The organism is Ekhidna sp., from assembly GCF_040223195.1.
Classification (GTDB): Bacteria; Bacteroidota; Bacteroidia; order Cytophagales; family Cyclobacteriaceae; genus Ekhidna.
The window spans coordinates 310,059-327,312 of the sequence record NZ_JAVKDX010000017.1 but is presented as its reverse complement, the minus strand read 5'-3'; the positions used below and the strand labels follow the sequence as shown (position 1 = coordinate 327,312).

The window sequence follows — 17,254 nt, the reverse complement described above, 5'->3', positions numbered from 1 at the left end:
TATGAATCTGACCGAAAGAATTATTCAATCGATCCGGAATGTGCCTGATTTTCCCAAGCCCGGCATCATGTTTAAGGATATAACCCCGCTGCTTCAAGACGTAAATCTCAGCGCAGACATTTCGAAAGCATTGGCTAAGTATTGGAGCTCTCATGGATTAGATGTTATCGTAGGGATCGAATCTCGTGGGTTCATTTGGGGCAATTCACTGGCACAAGAGCTAGGGATCCCTTTTGTCCCTGTCCGCAAGAAAGGGAAGCTTCCGGCAGAAACATTTTCCTATAAATATGACCTGGAGTACGGATCAGCGGAAGTAGAGATCCATAAGGATGGTATCAAAAAAGGACAGAAAGTGCTCATTCACGATGATTTGCTAGCTACAGGAGGTACGGCTGTTGCAGCCGCCGAGCTGGTAAAAATTTCAGGAGGAGAAGTAGCCGGATTTTCTTTTCTGGTGGAGCTGGGCTTTTTGAATGGAGTGGAGAGACTCAGAAATTACGGAGCAGAAGTTCATGCATTGGTTTCCTATTAAGGTTCTCGAACCATCACTTGCACCAGATTTGCTCTCCCAATTGCATTGAATCGAATCGACAAGAACTGAATGACTTCATAGTCTCCGCATTCCTCAGGCGGGGTGAGACGATAGTGAAAAAACTTCTGGTTCCTTTCGTAAAGCTCGTGTTCACTCGCTTTTCCAAGTAAGCCTTCAATTTCGTTTTGTGTACCTTCTAACAATATGTCTTCATTCTTGATAATCAGCTCAGCGATATCTAGTCTGTAGCTGCTGCAATCTTGAGCGTAATTGGTCCACTGATCTTTATCAAACCCATCAATACTAAGCGATTGATAGCAGGAGGACAATAAAATAGGTATCAAAAGAAGGGTAGCTAATCTTTTCATTTTCTTTGTCTTACGATTACGTAGCAGATTGCGAAAATAATCCCTGAAACCGTCACCATCGCACCTGCAATTGACCCATCGAGCAAATAGCTAAGCCAATAGCCAAAAAATGAACTTAGAATGCCGAAAACCGAACTTAAGATCAGCATCGTTTTGAGCTGATTTGTGATGAGGTACGCTGAAGCCGCCGGGGTAATCAGAAGTGCTACTACCAGTATAGCTCCTACAGATTCAAAAGATGCCACGGTGGTGAGAGATACCAGGCTCATTAAAGCATAGTGCCATTTTGTGGTGGAGATACCAATCGCTTTTGCATAAGCAGCATCAAATGTGGTAACGAATAGTTCTTTATAGAAAAGCAGGATAAATGCTAGTATAAGTATTAGGACAACCGAAAGTATCACCACAGCTTTCGGACCTATGGGATCACCTGCGGAATTGTAGAGCAGGTCAATTGGAACATAAGCAATCTCTCCATACAAAATACAATCCTGATCGATGTGGGCATTTCCAGCGTAATAAGTGACTAAAATAACTCCAAGTGCAAACAGCCAGGTAAAGGTCACCCCGATGGATGCATCTGTCTGAAGCCTGCCTTTTTGATGAAAGAACTCAATCAGGAAGGTTGTTAAAATCCCCAGAATTCCGGCACCAACCAGCATCCAGATGGATTGCATACTTCCTGCAATAAAAAAGGCGATTACAATACCAGGTAATACTGAGTGAGAAATAGCATCACCCACCATGGACATCTTCCTAAGAATCAGAAATGATCCTAGTAGCGCGCAGCTTACTGCCACCAAAGAACCTGTCAATATGATCCAAAATGCGTCCATTATTTTGGAATTTCAGATAGGTGAGGGTCTGAAGTCGGATATTCCAGAAGCTTCTCCAGCCTTGCTTCCAGCTCAGGTGTGATGACGTGTTCAATCGTATCAGCATCTTCATGCACATGATCAGGAGCTATTCTGAGGTATTTAGTCAGGTAGAGCTCCCAAAGGCGATGCAAACGCGTAATCCGTTTTCCCTTTTCAAATCCTTCCCCGGTCAGAAACCAGGTTTCGTTGTTTCTCTGCACATAGCCATTCACTCTAAGTTTCCGAAGACCTTTAGCAAGCTGCGCAGGTGAGAAGTTTCGAATCAGTTGAATATCGTCAATGGCCACCTTCTGAAAATGATCTCCACTGTTTTCACCAATTCGGTAAAAAGCCTTCAAAAGGTTCTCTTCCAGTAGCTGCTTTCTAATCGAAAATCTTCTCCACTGTCGGATCACGATACCTCTGCCTGGTGCGAAGAAAAAAGAAATCAGGGCGATAATGGATAGAACCATCACCATCCAGGGACCAGTGGGCATGGAAGGAGCGGCATAAGAAATGTACGCTCCGCTGATTCCTGAAAAAGCTCCGAAAATAGAAGCCAGCAGGATCATTCTCGATAGTCGATTGGTCCAAAATCGTGCAGCAGCCGCCGGAGTGATAAGCATGGCAGCCATCAATACCACGCCTACAGCCTGGATACCAGTCACAACGGCCAAAACAGTGATAGAGGTCAAGATCATCTCCAATCGCTTAATTGGCAAACCGATGACTTTTGCAAACTGTGGGTCGAAGCTGATGAGTTTGAATTCTTTATAGAATAGAAAGACGGTAATTAAGACTACCACCGCAATAATGCTGAATGCCATCAAATCTTTTCCGACAAGAGCGGCAGCTTTTCCAAAGAGAAAAGTATCAAGTCCACTCTGTGCAGCATTGCCTGAATGCTGGATGTAGGTCATCAATAAAATACCAATCCCGAAAAAAACCGATAGTGATAGCCCCGTAGCAGCATCCTCTTTAATCTTGGTGTTTTGAATGATGGCATCCATCACAATGATGGCGATCCATCCGGAAATAAATGCTCCGATGATCAGTAAAAAAGGATCTTTGCTGCCGGAAGCGAGAAAGGAGATGCAGATGCCGGGTAGCACGGCGTGCGAGATCACGTCTCCAACCAGTGATTTCTTTTTGATGAAAGTAAAGCAGCCCACCACTGCTGAGCTGACCGAAAGAAGCATCGTGCCGAACACTACATATTTGATATTCGGATATTTGAAGGAAAAGAATTCGATCAGCGTTTCCATTACTGTTTCTCTCGCGCTTTGAATTCGCCTTCTTTTACCAACTCTCCAACCTCTGTGAGCAATGTGAGCTTCCCGCCATAGGTTTCTTCCAGCAGGGCAGGAGTAAAGATCTCTTTTGTGGGGCCGGAGGCTACCAGCCTTAAGTTTAGTAGGATCACCCACTCAAAGTATGTTTCGACCGATTGAAGATCATGGTGTACCACCACGATGGTTTTCCCTTCCCCGGCAAGATCCTGAAGTATCCTGAAGATCGCTTTTTCGGTAGCTGCATCAACCCCGGCAAATGGCTCATCGAGAAAGTAGATATCGGCTTTCTGGGTCAGGGCACGCGCAAGAAATACACGCTGCTGCTGTCCTCCGGAAAGTTGAGATATCTGGCGTTTATAATACTTATCCATCCCCACCATTTCCAGCGCTTTCATGGCTGCTTCCTTATCTGCCTTTCTGGGATTCCTGAAGAGGCCAAGGTCGGCATACCTGCCCATAAGGACTACATCCAGCACGGAAGCCGGGAAGTCCCAATCTACAGACTCCCGCTGGGGAACATAGCTGACTCTCTTCCTTACATCATCCAGGGATTGATCGAAGAGTTTGACATAGCCGGAGTTCATATCCACCAAATCCATAATGGCCTTTATCAGCGTGGATTTACCGGCTCCATTTGGCCCGATGATCCCGCACAGTGAGCCTTGCGGTATAGAAAGGTCAATTCCCCAAAGTACGGGTTTCTTATCATAGCTGACTGTTAAATCATGAATTTCCAATGCCGGGTTTTCTACTTGCTTGATAAAGTTATTTGTCATTGGTTCTTAGCTTTTGGATAAGTGCATTCATTGGTGGATGAGTAGTCTTCATTGGACTGGTTAGTCCATATTTTTCTTCAGGTGGAAAATTCATGTACACCTCGTAGCATTTCAAAGCAATATCATGCGCCTCTTTCCAAACTTCTAATTGTTTAAAATTCTGCATATCTAATAACTAATAGCTAACATCAAACTACTTTAAAGCTTCTACGATTGTTTCCACATTCTTCTTAAACATCCCGATGTATGTGCCCTCTTTTGTACCAAACTCTCCCATAGCATCCGAGTATAAAGCCCCACCAATCTTCACATCATGACCTTTTTCTTTGCATCCAGTTACTACGGCATTGATGGACTTCTCCGATACACTGGTCTCAATGAAGATTGCCTTGATATTGTTTTCAATGATAAGGTCGATGATTTCAGCAATATCCTTCAAACCAAAATCTGCAACTGTAGATATCCCTTGCAGGCCCTCCACTCGCATTCCATAGGCATTCCCAAAATAAACGAATGCATCATGAGCTGTGACCAAAATGCGCTGGTCTTCAGGTATCTCAGCTATTAGTTCTTTTACATATGTGTCGAGGCTGTCAAGTTTTTTAAGGTAGTTTTCAGTGTTTCGGTCAAAGAACTCCTGATTAGCTGAGTCGAGTTGAACAAGGGCATCATTGATAGATTGAACAACATATTTCCATCTTTTCACATCGAACCACACGTGCGGATCAAATGCATCTTCATAGCCCACTGCCGATTTGAGCATGCTTTTAGGAATGGATTCAGCAGCGGCTACCACAGGCTTCTGGCGTCCCAGCTTGGTGAGAATATCGCTCATTTTTCCTTCCAACAATATCCCATTGAAAACGATCAAATCAGCTTTGTTGAATTTGGCTAGATCTCCCTGGGTTGCCTTATACAAATGCGGATCAACCCCCGGACCCATGATTGCTTCTGCAGTCACTTTGTCTTGTCCTATATTCAAAACTGCGTCATAGAGCATTCCCGTGGTGGCAACCACATGGGGTTTTTCGTTTGCCTCTTTTTTCTGAGTGCAAGAGATCAGCAGACAAAATCCAATCAGAATGGTAAGTGAATATCTCATTTGGTCTCAGTTAATGTGATCATCAAATTTTCAGCTACAGTTTTCGATATGAATTGTTTGGGGTTGCTATCTATGGAGATGGATACCGACCCATCAAAATCCATTCTGTCCAAAATTTGAATTTTAGAACCCAGTTTGATCCCAATGGAATCAAGATGCTGGAGCAGGAGGGTGTCATCGTTGTTCACCGCTACCACGATTCCGATGGAGCCAATCTGCAATTCTGAAATAGCAGCCCTAACGGTCTCCTTCATTATGCCATCTTCATTGGGAATAGGATCTCCGTGAGGATCCATGGTAGGATAACCAAGAAACTTATCAAGCTTCTTAATTAAGTCTGGAGATTTTATATGTTCCAGCTGTTCGGCAATGTCGTGAACTTCGTCCCATTTAAAGCCAAGTTTTTCAACCAAAAAAACTTCCCACAGCCGATGCTTTCGGATAATGTTTAGGGCTATCTTTTTTCCTCTGGATAGGAGTGTAGCACCTTTGTATTTCTGGTAGCCGATGAGGTTTTTCTGTGCCAGTCTTTTTACCATATCATTGACCGAAGCAGGGGTGGTGCTCATGCTTTCAGCAAGTGAATTGGTATTGACACTCTCGGCTCCATCGGCAGATAAGTGATAGATAGCCTTGAGGTAATTCTCTTCGGTAAAACTTAGCTCTGAACTCATACTCACAAAGCTAAATACTATTTAGATTAATCTAAAAATTAATTTAGAATTACATTTTTCCACTTTTATAAAGTACTAATAATCAGATAGGTTGTTATGCTTTACTTAATTTTTCCAATGATTGTACCAATTTCTCTGATTCACTCTCCCAGGTTGCTTCAGTTGGATATCGCTCTTGGAATAGTTCTGGCGAATTTTTCCAGTTTTCTACCATCTTTTCAATGCCCGGGTTTGCAAAGTCAATTGGAATGGCCCCACCCAGACTGCCCCCAACCTCTTCCCAATAAGAGTTCGTAGCGACAACATATGGGAGTTTATATCTGGAGTATTCGTAGAGCTTGGTCGGGATTTTCCTGCGGTTGACTTCATTCGGTTCATATCCGATCACTCCCAAATTCGCCGTTGAAATTGCCTCTAGAATTTCCGGATAGGAAATGGCCTCCTGTGAAATTTGAAGTTCAATCTCTGGGTGTTCTTTTTGCTTTTCAAACAACCACTTTTCAAGTTTGGAATCATGAACTTGCCCGATGATTTTCAAACGAATATCTGATTGTTGCCCTTTTAATTTCTCAAACAAATGGATAGCGTTTCGGGCAGCACTATAATCAGAAACTGAGCCGCTAAACAACATATTTATTTGTTCAAAAGAACGGACGGGTACTTGATGATTGAATGCCTTGTTTTCTATTACTACAAACTTGCCTTTGATAAATCTAATTTCTTCTGCGTAACATTTTTCCGCGAGCCAATATGTAGTTACGTAAAGCCTACTTATCTGCTCTTTTAGTCTCACCATCAGACTGTAGATATTTCTCAGGGGAGAGGTGTCGATAAATCTTAGGTTTTTGTAGTAGTCTTCCTGCACATCATAAACAACTTTACAACCAGTTGTCAATTTGGCGATCAAACTGATGTTCAGAAGTTCATGGGAAGTAACAATTAGGATGTCAGGATTTATCCGCAAGATTTTGAGAAGAATCTTTTCTCGAATGATCAACCTTTTAGCCCAGTTTGTACGATTTAGTGAGTGTGTATGAAAGGTTACCTTAATATCATCTATTGCTTTTTTCCCGATATTTCCTATGATATTAAGATCATATTTATTTGTTTTCAAAATGGATTGGGATAGCTTCCAGTAGGATCGTACATCATCAATGGGTTTTAATACAGAAGCGATCACAATCTTTTTCTTCATATCTGTAAATATTAGTTATTAGATGGAATTAAAAAACCTCATAGAAGAGGCTTGGGAAGATAGATCCCTGGTAAACAAGAAGGATGTTTCTGTTGCAATTAAGACCGTAATAGAGGAGCTGGATAATGGAAAGCGACGAATAGCAGAACCATCAGGGGATGAATGGATTGTGAATGAATGGTTAAAAAAAGCAGTGATTCTTTATTTCCCTCTCATGAAAATGCAATTGATAGAGGTGGGGCCTTTCCAGTTCCACGATAAAATAAAGCTTAAATCCGGCTATGATCAACTTGGAGTGAGGGTGGTTCCGCATGCCATAGCCAGATATGGCGCTTTTATCCAAAAGAATACAATCCTAATGCCTAGCTATGTAAATATTGGGGCTTATGTAGATGAAGGCACGATGGTGGATACCTGGGCAACTGTGGGGAGTTGTGCCCAGATAGGTAAGAATGTCCATCTAAGTGGCGGTGTGGGCATTGGTGGAGTGCTTGAACCCGTACAAGCAGCTCCTGTGATTATTGAGGATAATGCATTCATAGGATCGAGGTGCATTGTGGTGGAAGGAGTTAGAGTGGGAAAAGAGGCCGTTCTGGGCGCAAATGTGGTGCTCACAGCCAGTTCCAAAATTATTGATGTGACTGGTTCAAAACCTGTAGAATATAAAGGAGTAGTACCCCCAAGGTCGGTGGTTATCCCGGGAACCATACCTAAGAAATTTCCAGCTGGCGAATTCCAAGTGCCTTGTGCCTTGATCATCGGGAAAAGAAAGGCAAGCACCGACAAAAAAACCTCTTTGAACGAAGCTCTTCGTGAAAACAGTGTCTCTGTCTAAATAGTGGCATTCTACTTGTAGTTATGGAAAGCGTACCAACTTTAAAAGTCATGAAAACTTTCACCTTGATACTTGTGAGTCTTTTTTCCTTTGGTCAGCCAATGGTTAAGAGCAAGCCAGTAAGTACCGGAGAAGAGCTTCAATTTAGATTATCATACGGGTGGTTTACTATAGGTAGGGGCACGTTTAAAATCTCAGATGACTATGTCATGCTGGATGGAAAGGAATGTCTTGAAATTAACGTAGAGGGTGGTACAGCCGGTCTTGCTGGGGTTTTTTCAAGAGTGGATGATAGATGGGGAGCCATTATAGATAAGGACACATTCCTACCGTATTATTCGTATCGGGACTTGTCGGAGGGAGATTATGAGTTGGATGAAAAGGTATATTTCGATTATGATGAGATGAAAATTCGTTTTGAGCAATCAACCCCGTCTGAAAACAAACCTCGGCCTACCCGCTATTTTGACATTGAGAAAAGCAACATGTTTGATATGATGGGAGGACTCATGTATGCGAGAAGTATTGATTATCGAAGTTTGAAAAAGGGTGATACCATTAGAATGGATGCCTTTTTTGATAAGAAGTTTTATGATTTTGAAATGATATATGGTGGCATAGAGATGATCAAAACCAAGGTAGGAGAAATATATTGTCACAGAGTGGTTCCTATTCTTGAAAAGAACAGTGTTTTTGACGGACATGATGCGGTGACATTTTGGGTTTCTGCAGATGGTAATAGATTACCTCTTAAGGTCAAAGCAAATATGAACTTTGGTACAGCCTATTGCGAGCTTACTGCGTATAAAAACGTGAAAAGCGGCATTGATTTTAATTAATCAATCTACTTTTGCCGACCTTATACAGAGAGCATGAAATTAAGCACAATAGCACTTATTCTTTTTATTACAGTCGGTTGCACTACTCAGGATTCGGTAAGCGGTGATGAGTTATTCGAGGATGGAAAGTTCCCGGAGGCGATTGAAGCATATACTTCTTACTTATCTACTCGTCCAGATCATGTAAAGAGCCTGTACAATAGGGGAAGGTCATACGAGGAAGTAGGAAAGAATGATGAGGCGATTGCTGACTTTGAAAAGATATTGGAGCTTGATCCAAAAAACATTAGTGCTTATTTGAGCCTGGCGAAAATTTCCTATAATACTAATGAGTTCAACAAGGTACTCATTTATACAGGTAGCGCCATTGACCTGAATGAAAACTCAGCCCAGGCACACTTCCTTGCTGGCAGGGCGGAGCATCAGTTGGGATATTTAGACCAGGCCTTGGAATCTTACAATAACGCCATCAGTATTGATAAAAGCTTTGGTGAAGCTTATCTATATCGAGGGGCTGTGAAAGTAGGCAAAGAGCGAATCAGGTCTGCTTGTGAGGATTTCAAGTTTGCCAAATCCCTGGATGTTCCAGGTGCAGATGGTGCACTCAAAGACTATTGCAAATAAGATTTCAGAAAATAAATCCGGCAATCAAGTAGCAAACTATTGATAGTCCGCCGGTAAAAAGCGCATAGGGCAGCTGTGTTCGCACATGATCTATATGATCGCATCCCGAAGCAACTGATGCAATGAGCGTGGTATCTGAAATAGGGGAACAATGATCCCCAAATACGCCCCCACCCAGCACTGCTGCAATGACCAGATACAAATTAGCATCCACGGCAAATGCAAGCGGTACACCAATTGAAATCATAATGGCGAATGTTCCCCAAGATGTCCCCGTCGCAAATGCTATAAAGCTGCTGATGATAAAGATCAAAGCTGGTGCAGCTTCTGGAATAAGCCATGAAGCCGTCACTCTGGAAACGTAAATCCCAGTCCCTAACTCATTGCAAAGATTACCGATTGCAAAGGCCAAAACCATCAACACGGCCATGACTACCATGTCGTTCATCCCTTTAAATGATTGATCGATAAACGACTGGATAGTAATTCTTTTTTGAAATCCATACATGATGGCGGCTGTAAGGAAACCAGTAAAGCAGGCATTGAGGACTGCTTCGGATCCTGATCCGGTACTTATGCTATTCCAGGCTTTCTCAGCAAATCCACCCTCTAATGCACTATCCCATCCACCATAAATGAGGAAGAAAGGCATGGTTAATACCATAGTCAAGATAGGAATTACCATGTTTAGCGGTGACGAAGTAGCCTCGCCCGATTTTTCCTCAGAATCTTCGATAGCATGCTTCTTTTCCACTACTTTTTTCATTTCACTGTACTCCTTGCCGGAAAGTGATAGCCAAAAAACAAAGACAAGAGTAAGAATTGCGTAGAAATTAAATGGGATGGAAAAGATGAGCGTTTTAAACGGATCCACATTTGGAAAGGCCAAAAGCAGCCCCATGATGTACGCACCCCACGCATTGAGTGGAAAAAGGATGCAGGAGGGGGCGGAACTGGAATCAGCCAAATAAGCCAGCTTCTCCCTTGGTATTTTATGTTTATCGAAAACAGGACGGAAGATGGTTCCTACAGTTAGGATGGAAATATTGGATTCAACGAAAATAAGAAATCCTGTAAGGGCAGAAGTAGCCTGAATCTTCCCTTTGAAGTTTTTCTTATCTGCCAGTCTTTTTTGCACCCAGTTGATGAAACCATTGATCCCACCGGAGTATTTGATCAATTGAATAAGAGCACCAATAATCAAGGTCAAAATAATGGTGCGGGTGTTTCCTTTGCTTTGAAAAACATCCACGAAAGCAGTAATGGTGGAAAGCAGCCCTTCAAAAATATTTCCACTCTGAATAATGAGATAGCCAACAAATATTCCAAGCGAAAGAGAGAAAACAACCTGCTTCGTTTTGATCGCTAAGCCAATTGCCAAAAGGGGAGGTATCAATGACCAAAATCCGTAATCCGTCATTCTTCCGTAGTGTCTTTCTTTTTCGATTCTAAGGTTCTCAGTTCCTCATTTGGGCTATTTAATAGTGCCTCATAAGGATAGGTGGTGAAGATATAGCCCACAGCTTTTTCTATGGCTGCCGGCACCTTCTTCTCTTTTCGCTGTTGGCGCAAATCATAGCTTCCCTGCCATACAAGCTTATTATTTGTGTCTAACAATTCCACCATCAAGACTGACTCATAGATCGTTCGGGTGGTGATTTGATAACCGGGATATGAATAGAAATTATTCTGGGACGTATTATTTTCAACTCGTGTACTGGAGGTCACTTCATACCTCAATGTCAAGTCTGGAGTCACATTAGACAGCTGATAGCCTCTGGTTTTCATTTGTGAATGGATATTCTCTTTAATATGGTCAAAAACCAGTGTGTTTTCCGGAGTGACATTTTTGGAATCTAGCTTGGCACTGACTAATCTATACGTTTCATAAGTTTTAAACTTGGCCTTAGGGTTTAAGTAAGAAACGACTTTAGGACTACAGCCAGTCAGAACAATTAAGGTGATAGCAAACCACTTTTTCATTGATGGCTAAGATATGTATTTGTCCTGATTTTACAGGTTGAGGATGAGGGAACTAGCGCGCGCGGCATTGAGGGAGTTAAGAATTTTATCAGCAACAAACACAGTTTCTACATTGAATTCATAGAGCACCTCAAAGCGATCCTCATTGATACTCTCTCCCGAGAGCGATTTGAAACAGGCGTATGGACCTGTTTCGTATTTCACAGCATCTGGATTGTACCATATGAGAAGTGTGTCTGGCATGATTGGGCAATTCCTACACAGTAGGTGATGTGTAAAAATATGAATAGATAATCTTTGTTTAGTTCAAAAAACGAAATATTTAACTAGGTTATTACGTGTACTGATCGAAATAATTGATACTTTTCTAGGTAATAGCATCATGTTTGAAGTGTCTAAGGAAAATTGTTGAGATGAATAAGAAAGCGTATTTTTTCGCACTTATTGTTTTTATAGGGTCTGATATCTTTTCACAAGAAGTTCCTAAATACGAGACCAACCTTGCCGGTGTTTTTCAGGGCAATACCTTGTTCATACAAAATCCTTTTGACCGATCTGATAGAAAATTCTGTATTGATCAGATCTATATCAATGAGCGACTGATGGATATCAATTATAAGCTGAGCGCAATTAAGCTTGATTTTGATGGTTACGATCTTTACACGCCGGTCAAGATTCGCCTGGTTCACAAAGACTCACTTTGTATGCCTACGATCATCAATCCTGAGGCCATTCTATTTCACACCATATTTCGGTTTGTTTCAGTTTCGCTTACAGATAGCTCACTTACCTGGTCTACCAAAGGTGAAACCGGAATAGGCGAGTTTGAAGTCGAAAAGCTTTCGAATGGAATTTGGATTGATCAGGAGGTGAGGCCGGCTGTTGGGAGATACGAGGGGGTCACGTATACTCATTACCCCAATCTGGAGGAGGGTGCCAATAAATTCAGGGTCAAGTATATTTTTCCTCGTGGTAGCAGGGCTGGATATCTTTATTCGTGGGAGGTGGATTTTGATCACTATCCTGAGCCAATTGAATTTAATCCCAAATCTGCAAAGACCCGATTGTACCTCTCCCGATCAACGCACTACGAAATCTACAATGCCGGAAGCGAATTGGTTTTGGAGGGACAGGGGAAAGAAATAGACGTAACTGTCCTTAGGCAAGGACAGTACGTCATTTATTTTAATGGCAAAGAGCCAGGCACATTTATCAAAGAGTAATTAGAAAAAATTCAGTCCAAAGAACCTTCCCAATACCGTGAAAATAAACACAATGGAAAGCAAAATTGGGCAAAGGTAGCTTACTGCAAAATCAATATACTTTTCTTTCCATGATCCAGCCAGTTTTGGGTTTCCAATTCTAAGTTCCTCAATGAGATTGTTTTTCTTCCAAACATAAGCTGCGAAAATCGTGATTAAAACTCCACCCAGAGGAAGCAACGTATCGCTTCCAATGTGCTCAACAAATGTCATAAAACTTGCAGGAGACGAAGCGCCTACATACGTGATAAAATTGGTGAATAGCTCTGAGTATCCATTTGAAAGGAGTGAAGGAATTCCCAAAAGAAAAATAAGCGTGGCAATTATCCACACAGAAGTTTTTCTTTTGGCATTGAATTCATCTACTACGTAAGTAACAGGCACCTCAAGTAACGAAACTGTGGACGTAAGAGCGGCGAAGGAAAGAAGCAGGAAAAATAAAGCCCCGACAACAACACCAAGCGTGGATCCAAGGGATTCGAACACTCCAGGAAGTGTGACAAATATCAACCCAGGGCCACCAGTAAAGCCCTCCATCGTTCCATCAGTCAGATAAGCCACAAACGGGAACATCATCAGCCCAGCGAGGAATGCAATCCCTACATCAGTCAAGGTGATGTATGCAGCGGACGAAACAATATTATCTTCCTTGGATATGTAGCTACCGTACGTGATGAGGGCACCCATCCCCAAAGAAAGTGAGAAAAAAGCCTGCCCCAGAGCATTGTAAATAACCTCGGGAGTCACCTCACCAAATTCGGGAATCAGGTAATAGGAAATTCCTTTCATCGCATTGGGTAGGGAAGAGGCGTAAAAAGTCAAAAGCAGAATAATTATAACCAGGGATGGCATCATGAACTTGGCTGCTTTTTCAATTCCTCCTGAAATGCCTTTTGAAACAATGAAAGCGGTAACGCTCATGAATACCAGTCCGTAAAGCCCAACGTTTATTACATCATTTGTGAATTGGGAAAAGTTTTCACCGATACCGAAATTTCCTTTGATCATCTCCAGGAAATATCCAAAGGCCCAGCCAGCCACTACGTTGTAAAAGGAAAGGATAAGTACCCCACTGATGATCCCCATCAATCCCAGGAATTTCCAGTTTTTGAATCCCAGTGATGCATAGGCACCTACCGGATTCTTCTGTGTTTTTCTTCCGATGGCAATTTCCGTTACCATAACGGGAAAACATAAAATGAACGCAAAAACCAAATAGATAAGCACAAATGCGGCACCACCACCATCTGCCACCTCAAAGGGGAATTTCCAAATATTACCAAGTCCTACAGCCGATCCTGCAGCAGCCAGGATGAAACCAAGTTTGCTGGAAAAGTTTCCGCGAGCGCTCATATTATGTGTTTTAGGTTTGGGTTAAAACGCCAAATATAGCAAAAGGAGGATACCCACAAAGGGCAATTCTATGACTGGTTTAAATCAGGTCTTCTTCGTCTACCTCGATTTCATAAGGGTAGTTAAAAAGATGATTTGATTTGATCGCTTCGGCTACTCGATTTGGTACCATTTCCTCCCAACCTTCTTTGTCATTTTCAATCATATCCAGCACCTGGTCAGAGATGATGTGGAGGTTGTCCGTTTTGGCATCCGGGATGCTAAGGATTTTGTGATTTTCAATAAAGTAGTAGAAAAGGCTTTCCAGGTGCCTGTCAGGAGTGAAGTCATTTCCGGTCTTGATCTTCCCATTAGAATCAATGATCGGATACACAAATAACTTCACATTGCTTCCAAATAAACGTGCGAAAGATTCAAGGATGCCACCATCAAGGTTCTTGTAGTATTTCTCATCAAAAATTTGAGTGAGGTTATTCAAACCTATGATTATGCCAAGCGTCTTATCCTTGATGAATTGGGACAAATAGCCCGCAAGGCGATAGTGCTCCTGATAGTTAGATATCATTACGTTTTGCCCCAGAGAGCACAAAAGGTCTACTCTGTCCAGATAATCCTGCTCATCCAATTCCCCGGCCAGGGTCAGATCCTTGAGCGTGATTTCTACCACCGAGACAATATCTTTGGCATGGCCAAGTTCTTTTTTGAAAGCTCTCATCCCGGTAATCATCATGTCCACATTGACGTGGGTCACCGGACGAAACCTTCCTCTAAGAACTATTGCATTTTTACGGTAGATAATGTCTGATGGGAGCACAACATTTTTGTCAGGACCAAACATTGCCACCTCAGTAAGGCCATTCTTCACCAGTTTCAAGGTCATCAATCGATTATCCACATGGTGAAAATCAGGACCTGAAATGCTGAACATATCAATTTCCAGGCGATCCTTTCTCACATTATCCACAAGGGAATCGATGATTTCTTCCGGGGTGTTATACGTGTAGCAAGAGTGTATGAGGTTGACCCCCACAATCCCTAAAACCTGCTGTTGCCACTCAGCATCCCTGTCTTTTAGCGTTACGTGAATAATGCATTCATTGGGTTTGGTATGGGAATGGCGCTGAAACCTGATCCCCATCCATCCATGGCCTACGTTGCTACGGTTGTAATTGATTACCTCCACAGTATTCGCAAACGCAAAGAAGGTGCTTTTCTTGGCTCGCTGGGTTAGTCGCTGGTCGAGTAGATTGTACTCACGATCAAGCATCCTGTGAAGCTTTTCCTGGGAGACGTACCTTTCACACTTCCCATAGATCGCATCACTAAACGTCATGTCATAGGCAGACATGGTTTTAGCAATGGTTCCTGAAGCTGCCCCTGCCTTGAAAAAATAAGCTGCTACTTCCTGTCCTCCACCAATCTCGGCAACTGTACCGTAAATCCGTGTATCAAGATTAAGCTGTAAAGCCTTCTCTTTTGTGGTTAATTTTTTATTAAATTCTTCCATTTTTGGATGCCTCCTGCCTCCATCACAAAGCTATTTTGAAATGTAGCCAAAACAAACCTGTATTAACAAAAAAACCGACTTTAAGCCGGTTTTGTTCATACGTAAAGGGGGAGAGTTTAGTTGTAAAGTGAATATGGGAATTTGTTTTCCTTAATCATCACATCAGCAACTGCCTGTCTTAGCTCTTTGGTGTTTATAGGATCCATTTTGGTGAATCGCTTCATTCCCATTAGCATTACCCGCAGCTCATCTCCCTCTGCAAAACATGCCACTGCCTCATCTCCGGAATTCTTGATTTTGGTCAATGCTTCATATAGATATAGCTTAGCCATGTTTTGGTATAGTGTACTACCGTCCTCTCCATACTTACTCATCAACTTTTCGGTTCTTAGAATAGTGGACTCAGCAACGTACACCTCAATCAACATGTCGGCCAGGTTCATCAGCACTTCCTGTTCCTGGTACAGCTTCGGCCCAAATTTCTCAGCAGCTTTTCCTGCTGCCATCAGTACGGCTTTCTTTAGGTTCTTGATGACTTCTTTCTCTTTGGCCAGAGGAGCAGAAAGATCAGGCGTGTCAAAAGATGGCACTCCGGTCAGTTCTTTACCCACCGCCATGGCAGGTCCCAGTAGATCAATCTCGCCTTTCATGGCTTTTTTGAACATCATACCCACCAAGAGCATTCTGTTTATCTCATTCGTTCCTTCGTAGATTCTCGTTATTCTGGCATCTCGGTAGGCTCTTGCCATAGGAGCTTCTTCCGAAAATCCCATTCCACCATAAACCTGAACTCCTTCGTCAACGCAGAAGTCAAGTACTTCTGAGCCGTGTATCTTAATAATAGCGCACTCGATAGCATATTGTTCTACGCCTTTAAGTTTTGCCTCGCTTGCATCCATGCCATCGCTCGCCAGCCTTGCAATCAAATCTTCAATATCCTGGCCAGCTCTGTAAGAAGCAGATTCGGTAGCATAGGTTCGGGTGGCCATTTTCGCCAGCTTTTGTTTGATGGCTCCAAAGCTCGATATCGGCACCCCAAATTGTTTACGTTCATTGGCGTAGGAGGTAGATTTTGTAGCTATGTCTTTGCATCCATTGATACATCCAGCACCTAGTTTGATTCGGCCAACATTGAGGACGTTTACCGCTATTTTGAAACCGTTTTCTCTTTCGGAGAGCAGGTTTTCAACCGGAACTTTAAGGTCATTGAAGAAGACCTGGCGAGTTGAGGATCCTTTGATGCCTAGTTTCTTTTCCTCATCGTTCATGCTAATGCCTTCCCAGGTTCTTTCAGCAATGAAAGCAGACAATTTCTTATCATCATCAATTTTAGCGAATATGATTAGGAGGTCGGCAAATCCTGCATTCGATATCCACATTTTCTGGCCATTGATCAGATAATGTTTGCCATCTGATGATAGGGTGGCTTTTGTTTTTCCTGAATTCGCATCAGATCCTGCATCAGGCTCTGTGAGGCAGTAGCACGCTTTCCACTCACCTGAAGCAAGTTTTGGAAGGTATTTTTGCTTTTGCTCCTCAGTTCCGTAGTAGAGGATAGGTAATGTACCAATCCCTGTATGCGCTCCATATGCAGTAGAGAAGGAGCCAGCCATAGCCATTATATCCGCAATGAGCATACCTGTATTGAAGCTCATCCCAAGTCCTCCGTATTCTTCTGGAATATTTACACCCAAAAGACCAAGTTCACCCGCCTTATCCATAAGTCCGGGCATCACACCTTCCTCCATACTTTCTATTCTGTCGGTGATTGGAGTGATTTCCTTGTCGATGAAATCTTGTGTGGCTGCCGCCATCATCTTCTGCTCCTCCGAAAATTCCTCGGGAATGAAGATGTTATCTGCTGTTGTTTCTTTTACTAGAAATTCGCCTCCTTTGAGTGCGGTTTTTTCAGCTGCTTCCATGGGTAAAATCTATTTTTCTGATTGATTTAATTATAAAATACTCTGCATGCATAACAAATATACAATCATTTACTCTGCATGCATAACAATTTTAGCATTTTTTTGGAAGATCAATCTACTATACTTGCGCACT

19 protein-coding genes are annotated in these 17,254 nt (G+C 42.4%); 5 read left to right on the top strand and 14 right to left on the bottom strand.

Annotated elements, in window-relative coordinates:
* Position 1 precedes the first annotated feature (1 nt).
* On the top strand, positions 2–532 hold the full coding sequence (locus tag RLN88_RS12030; protein ID WP_350221656.1) for an adenine phosphoribosyltransferase: 531 nt from the start codon (positions 2–4) through the stop codon (positions 530–532).
* Here RLN88_RS12030 and RLN88_RS12025 read toward each other — a convergent pair.
* The 8 genes from RLN88_RS12025 to RLN88_RS11990 all read right to left on the bottom strand — a co-directional run bounded on the left by RLN88_RS12025 (position 529) and on the right by RLN88_RS11990 (position 6,796).
* Positions 529–900 (bottom strand): hypothetical protein, encoded by a 372-nt coding sequence (locus RLN88_RS12025; protein ID WP_350221655.1) that lies wholly within the window; start codon positions 898–900, stop codon positions 529–531. The genes RLN88_RS12030 and RLN88_RS12025 overlap by 4 nt on opposite strands.
* Entirely contained in the window at positions 897–1,736 is an 840-nt protein-coding gene (locus RLN88_RS12020) for a metal ABC transporter permease (RefSeq protein WP_350221654.1), read from the bottom strand. Before RLN88_RS12020 ends, RLN88_RS12025 begins: the two co-directional genes overlap by 4 nt.
* Positions 1,736–3,022, bottom strand: a complete 1,287-nt coding sequence (locus RLN88_RS12015; RefSeq protein WP_350221653.1) for a metal ABC transporter permease — start codon at positions 3,020–3,022, stop codon at positions 1,736–1,738. Before RLN88_RS12015 ends, RLN88_RS12020 begins: the two co-directional genes overlap by 1 nt.
* Positions 3,022–3,825: a metal ABC transporter ATP-binding protein gene (locus RLN88_RS12010; RefSeq protein ID WP_350221652.1), complete on the bottom strand. Its 804-nt coding sequence runs from the start codon at positions 3,823–3,825 to the stop codon at positions 3,022–3,024. The genes RLN88_RS12015 and RLN88_RS12010 overlap by 1 nt, the downstream gene beginning before the upstream one ends.
* On the bottom strand, positions 3,815–3,991 hold the full coding sequence (locus RLN88_RS12005; RefSeq protein ID WP_350221651.1) for a four helix bundle protein: 177 nt from the start codon (positions 3,989–3,991) through the stop codon (positions 3,815–3,817). The genes RLN88_RS12010 and RLN88_RS12005 overlap by 11 nt, the downstream gene beginning before the upstream one ends.
* 27 nt (positions 3,992–4,018) lie before the next feature.
* A complete protein-coding gene (locus RLN88_RS12000) occupies positions 4,019–4,927 on the bottom strand; it encodes a metal ABC transporter solute-binding protein, Zn/Mn family (RefSeq protein ID WP_350221650.1) in 909 nt (302 codons plus the stop codon).
* On the bottom strand, positions 4,924–5,601 hold the full coding sequence (locus tag RLN88_RS11995) for a metal-dependent transcriptional regulator (protein ID WP_350221649.1): 678 nt from the start codon (positions 5,599–5,601) through the stop codon (positions 4,924–4,926). Before RLN88_RS11995 ends, RLN88_RS12000 begins: the two co-directional genes overlap by 4 nt.
* A 94-nt stretch (positions 5,602–5,695) precedes the next feature.
* Entirely contained in the window at positions 5,696–6,796 is a 1,101-nt protein-coding gene (locus RLN88_RS11990) for a glycosyltransferase family protein (protein ID WP_350221648.1), read from the bottom strand.
* A 22-nt stretch (positions 6,797–6,818) separates the two neighbouring features.
* Between RLN88_RS11990 and RLN88_RS11985 the strand changes: the two genes are divergently transcribed.
* From RLN88_RS11985 to RLN88_RS11975, 3 genes are read left to right on the top strand one after another with little or no spacing between them, the layout of a single operon-like run.
* On the top strand, positions 6,819–7,631 hold the full coding sequence (locus tag RLN88_RS11985) for a 2,3,4,5-tetrahydropyridine-2,6-dicarboxylate N-succinyltransferase (protein ID WP_350221647.1): 813 nt from the start codon (positions 6,819–6,821) through the stop codon (positions 7,629–7,631).
* Between the two features lie 50 nt (positions 7,632–7,681).
* The gene (locus tag RLN88_RS11980; RefSeq protein ID WP_350221646.1) at positions 7,682–8,470 is read left to right on the top strand and encodes a DUF3108 domain-containing protein; all 789 of its coding nucleotides are present in this window, start codon (positions 7,682–7,684) and stop codon (positions 8,468–8,470) included.
* A 33-nt stretch (positions 8,471–8,503) separates the two neighbouring features.
* Entirely contained in the window at positions 8,504–9,094 is a 591-nt protein-coding gene (locus tag RLN88_RS11975; protein WP_350221645.1) for a tetratricopeptide repeat protein, read from the top strand.
* Positions 9,095–9,098: 4 nt separating this feature from the next.
* On the opposite strand, the gene RLN88_RS11970 is transcribed toward RLN88_RS11975, so the two are convergent.
* Genes RLN88_RS11970 through RLN88_RS11960 form a run of 3 tightly spaced genes read right to left on the bottom strand, consistent with a single transcriptional unit; the run spans position 9,099 to position 11,320 of the window.
* On the bottom strand, positions 9,099–10,475 hold the full coding sequence (locus tag RLN88_RS11970; RefSeq protein WP_350221644.1) for a Na+/H+ antiporter NhaC family protein: 1,377 nt from the start codon (positions 10,473–10,475) through the stop codon (positions 9,099–9,101).
* A gap of 35 nt (positions 10,476–10,510) precedes the next feature.
* Positions 10,511–11,077 (bottom strand): DUF4136 domain-containing protein, encoded by a 567-nt coding sequence (locus RLN88_RS11965; protein WP_350221643.1) that lies wholly within the window; start codon positions 11,075–11,077, stop codon positions 10,511–10,513.
* Between the two features lie 30 nt (positions 11,078–11,107).
* Positions 11,108–11,320 carry a hypothetical protein gene (locus RLN88_RS11960; RefSeq protein ID WP_350221642.1) on the bottom strand — a complete coding sequence of 71 codons (213 nt, stop codon included), beginning with the start codon at positions 11,318–11,320 and terminating at the stop codon, positions 11,108–11,110.
* Positions 11,321–11,490: 170 nt separating this feature from the next.
* Here RLN88_RS11960 and RLN88_RS11955 point away from each other — a divergent pair, with 170 nt between their 5' ends.
* On the top strand, positions 11,491–12,300 hold the full coding sequence (locus tag RLN88_RS11955) for a hypothetical protein (RefSeq protein WP_350221641.1): 810 nt from the start codon (positions 11,491–11,493) through the stop codon (positions 12,298–12,300).
* Here RLN88_RS11955 and RLN88_RS11950 read toward each other — a convergent pair whose 3' ends face one another.
* The 3 genes from RLN88_RS11950 to RLN88_RS11940 form a co-directional block, all read right to left on the bottom strand.
* On the bottom strand, positions 12,301–13,692 hold the full coding sequence (locus RLN88_RS11950; protein ID WP_350221640.1) for a sodium-dependent transporter: 1,392 nt from the start codon (positions 13,690–13,692) through the stop codon (positions 12,301–12,303).
* A 79-nt stretch (positions 13,693–13,771) separates the two neighbouring features.
* A complete protein-coding gene (locus tag RLN88_RS11945) occupies positions 13,772–15,199 on the bottom strand; it encodes a TonB-dependent receptor (RefSeq protein ID WP_350221639.1) in 1,428 nt (475 codons plus the stop codon).
* A gap of 116 nt (positions 15,200–15,315) precedes the next feature.
* On the bottom strand, positions 15,316–17,121 hold the full coding sequence (locus RLN88_RS11940) for an acyl-CoA dehydrogenase FadE (RefSeq protein ID WP_350221638.1): 1,806 nt from the start codon (positions 17,119–17,121) through the stop codon (positions 15,316–15,318).
* Positions 17,122–17,254: the final 133 nt, after the last annotated feature.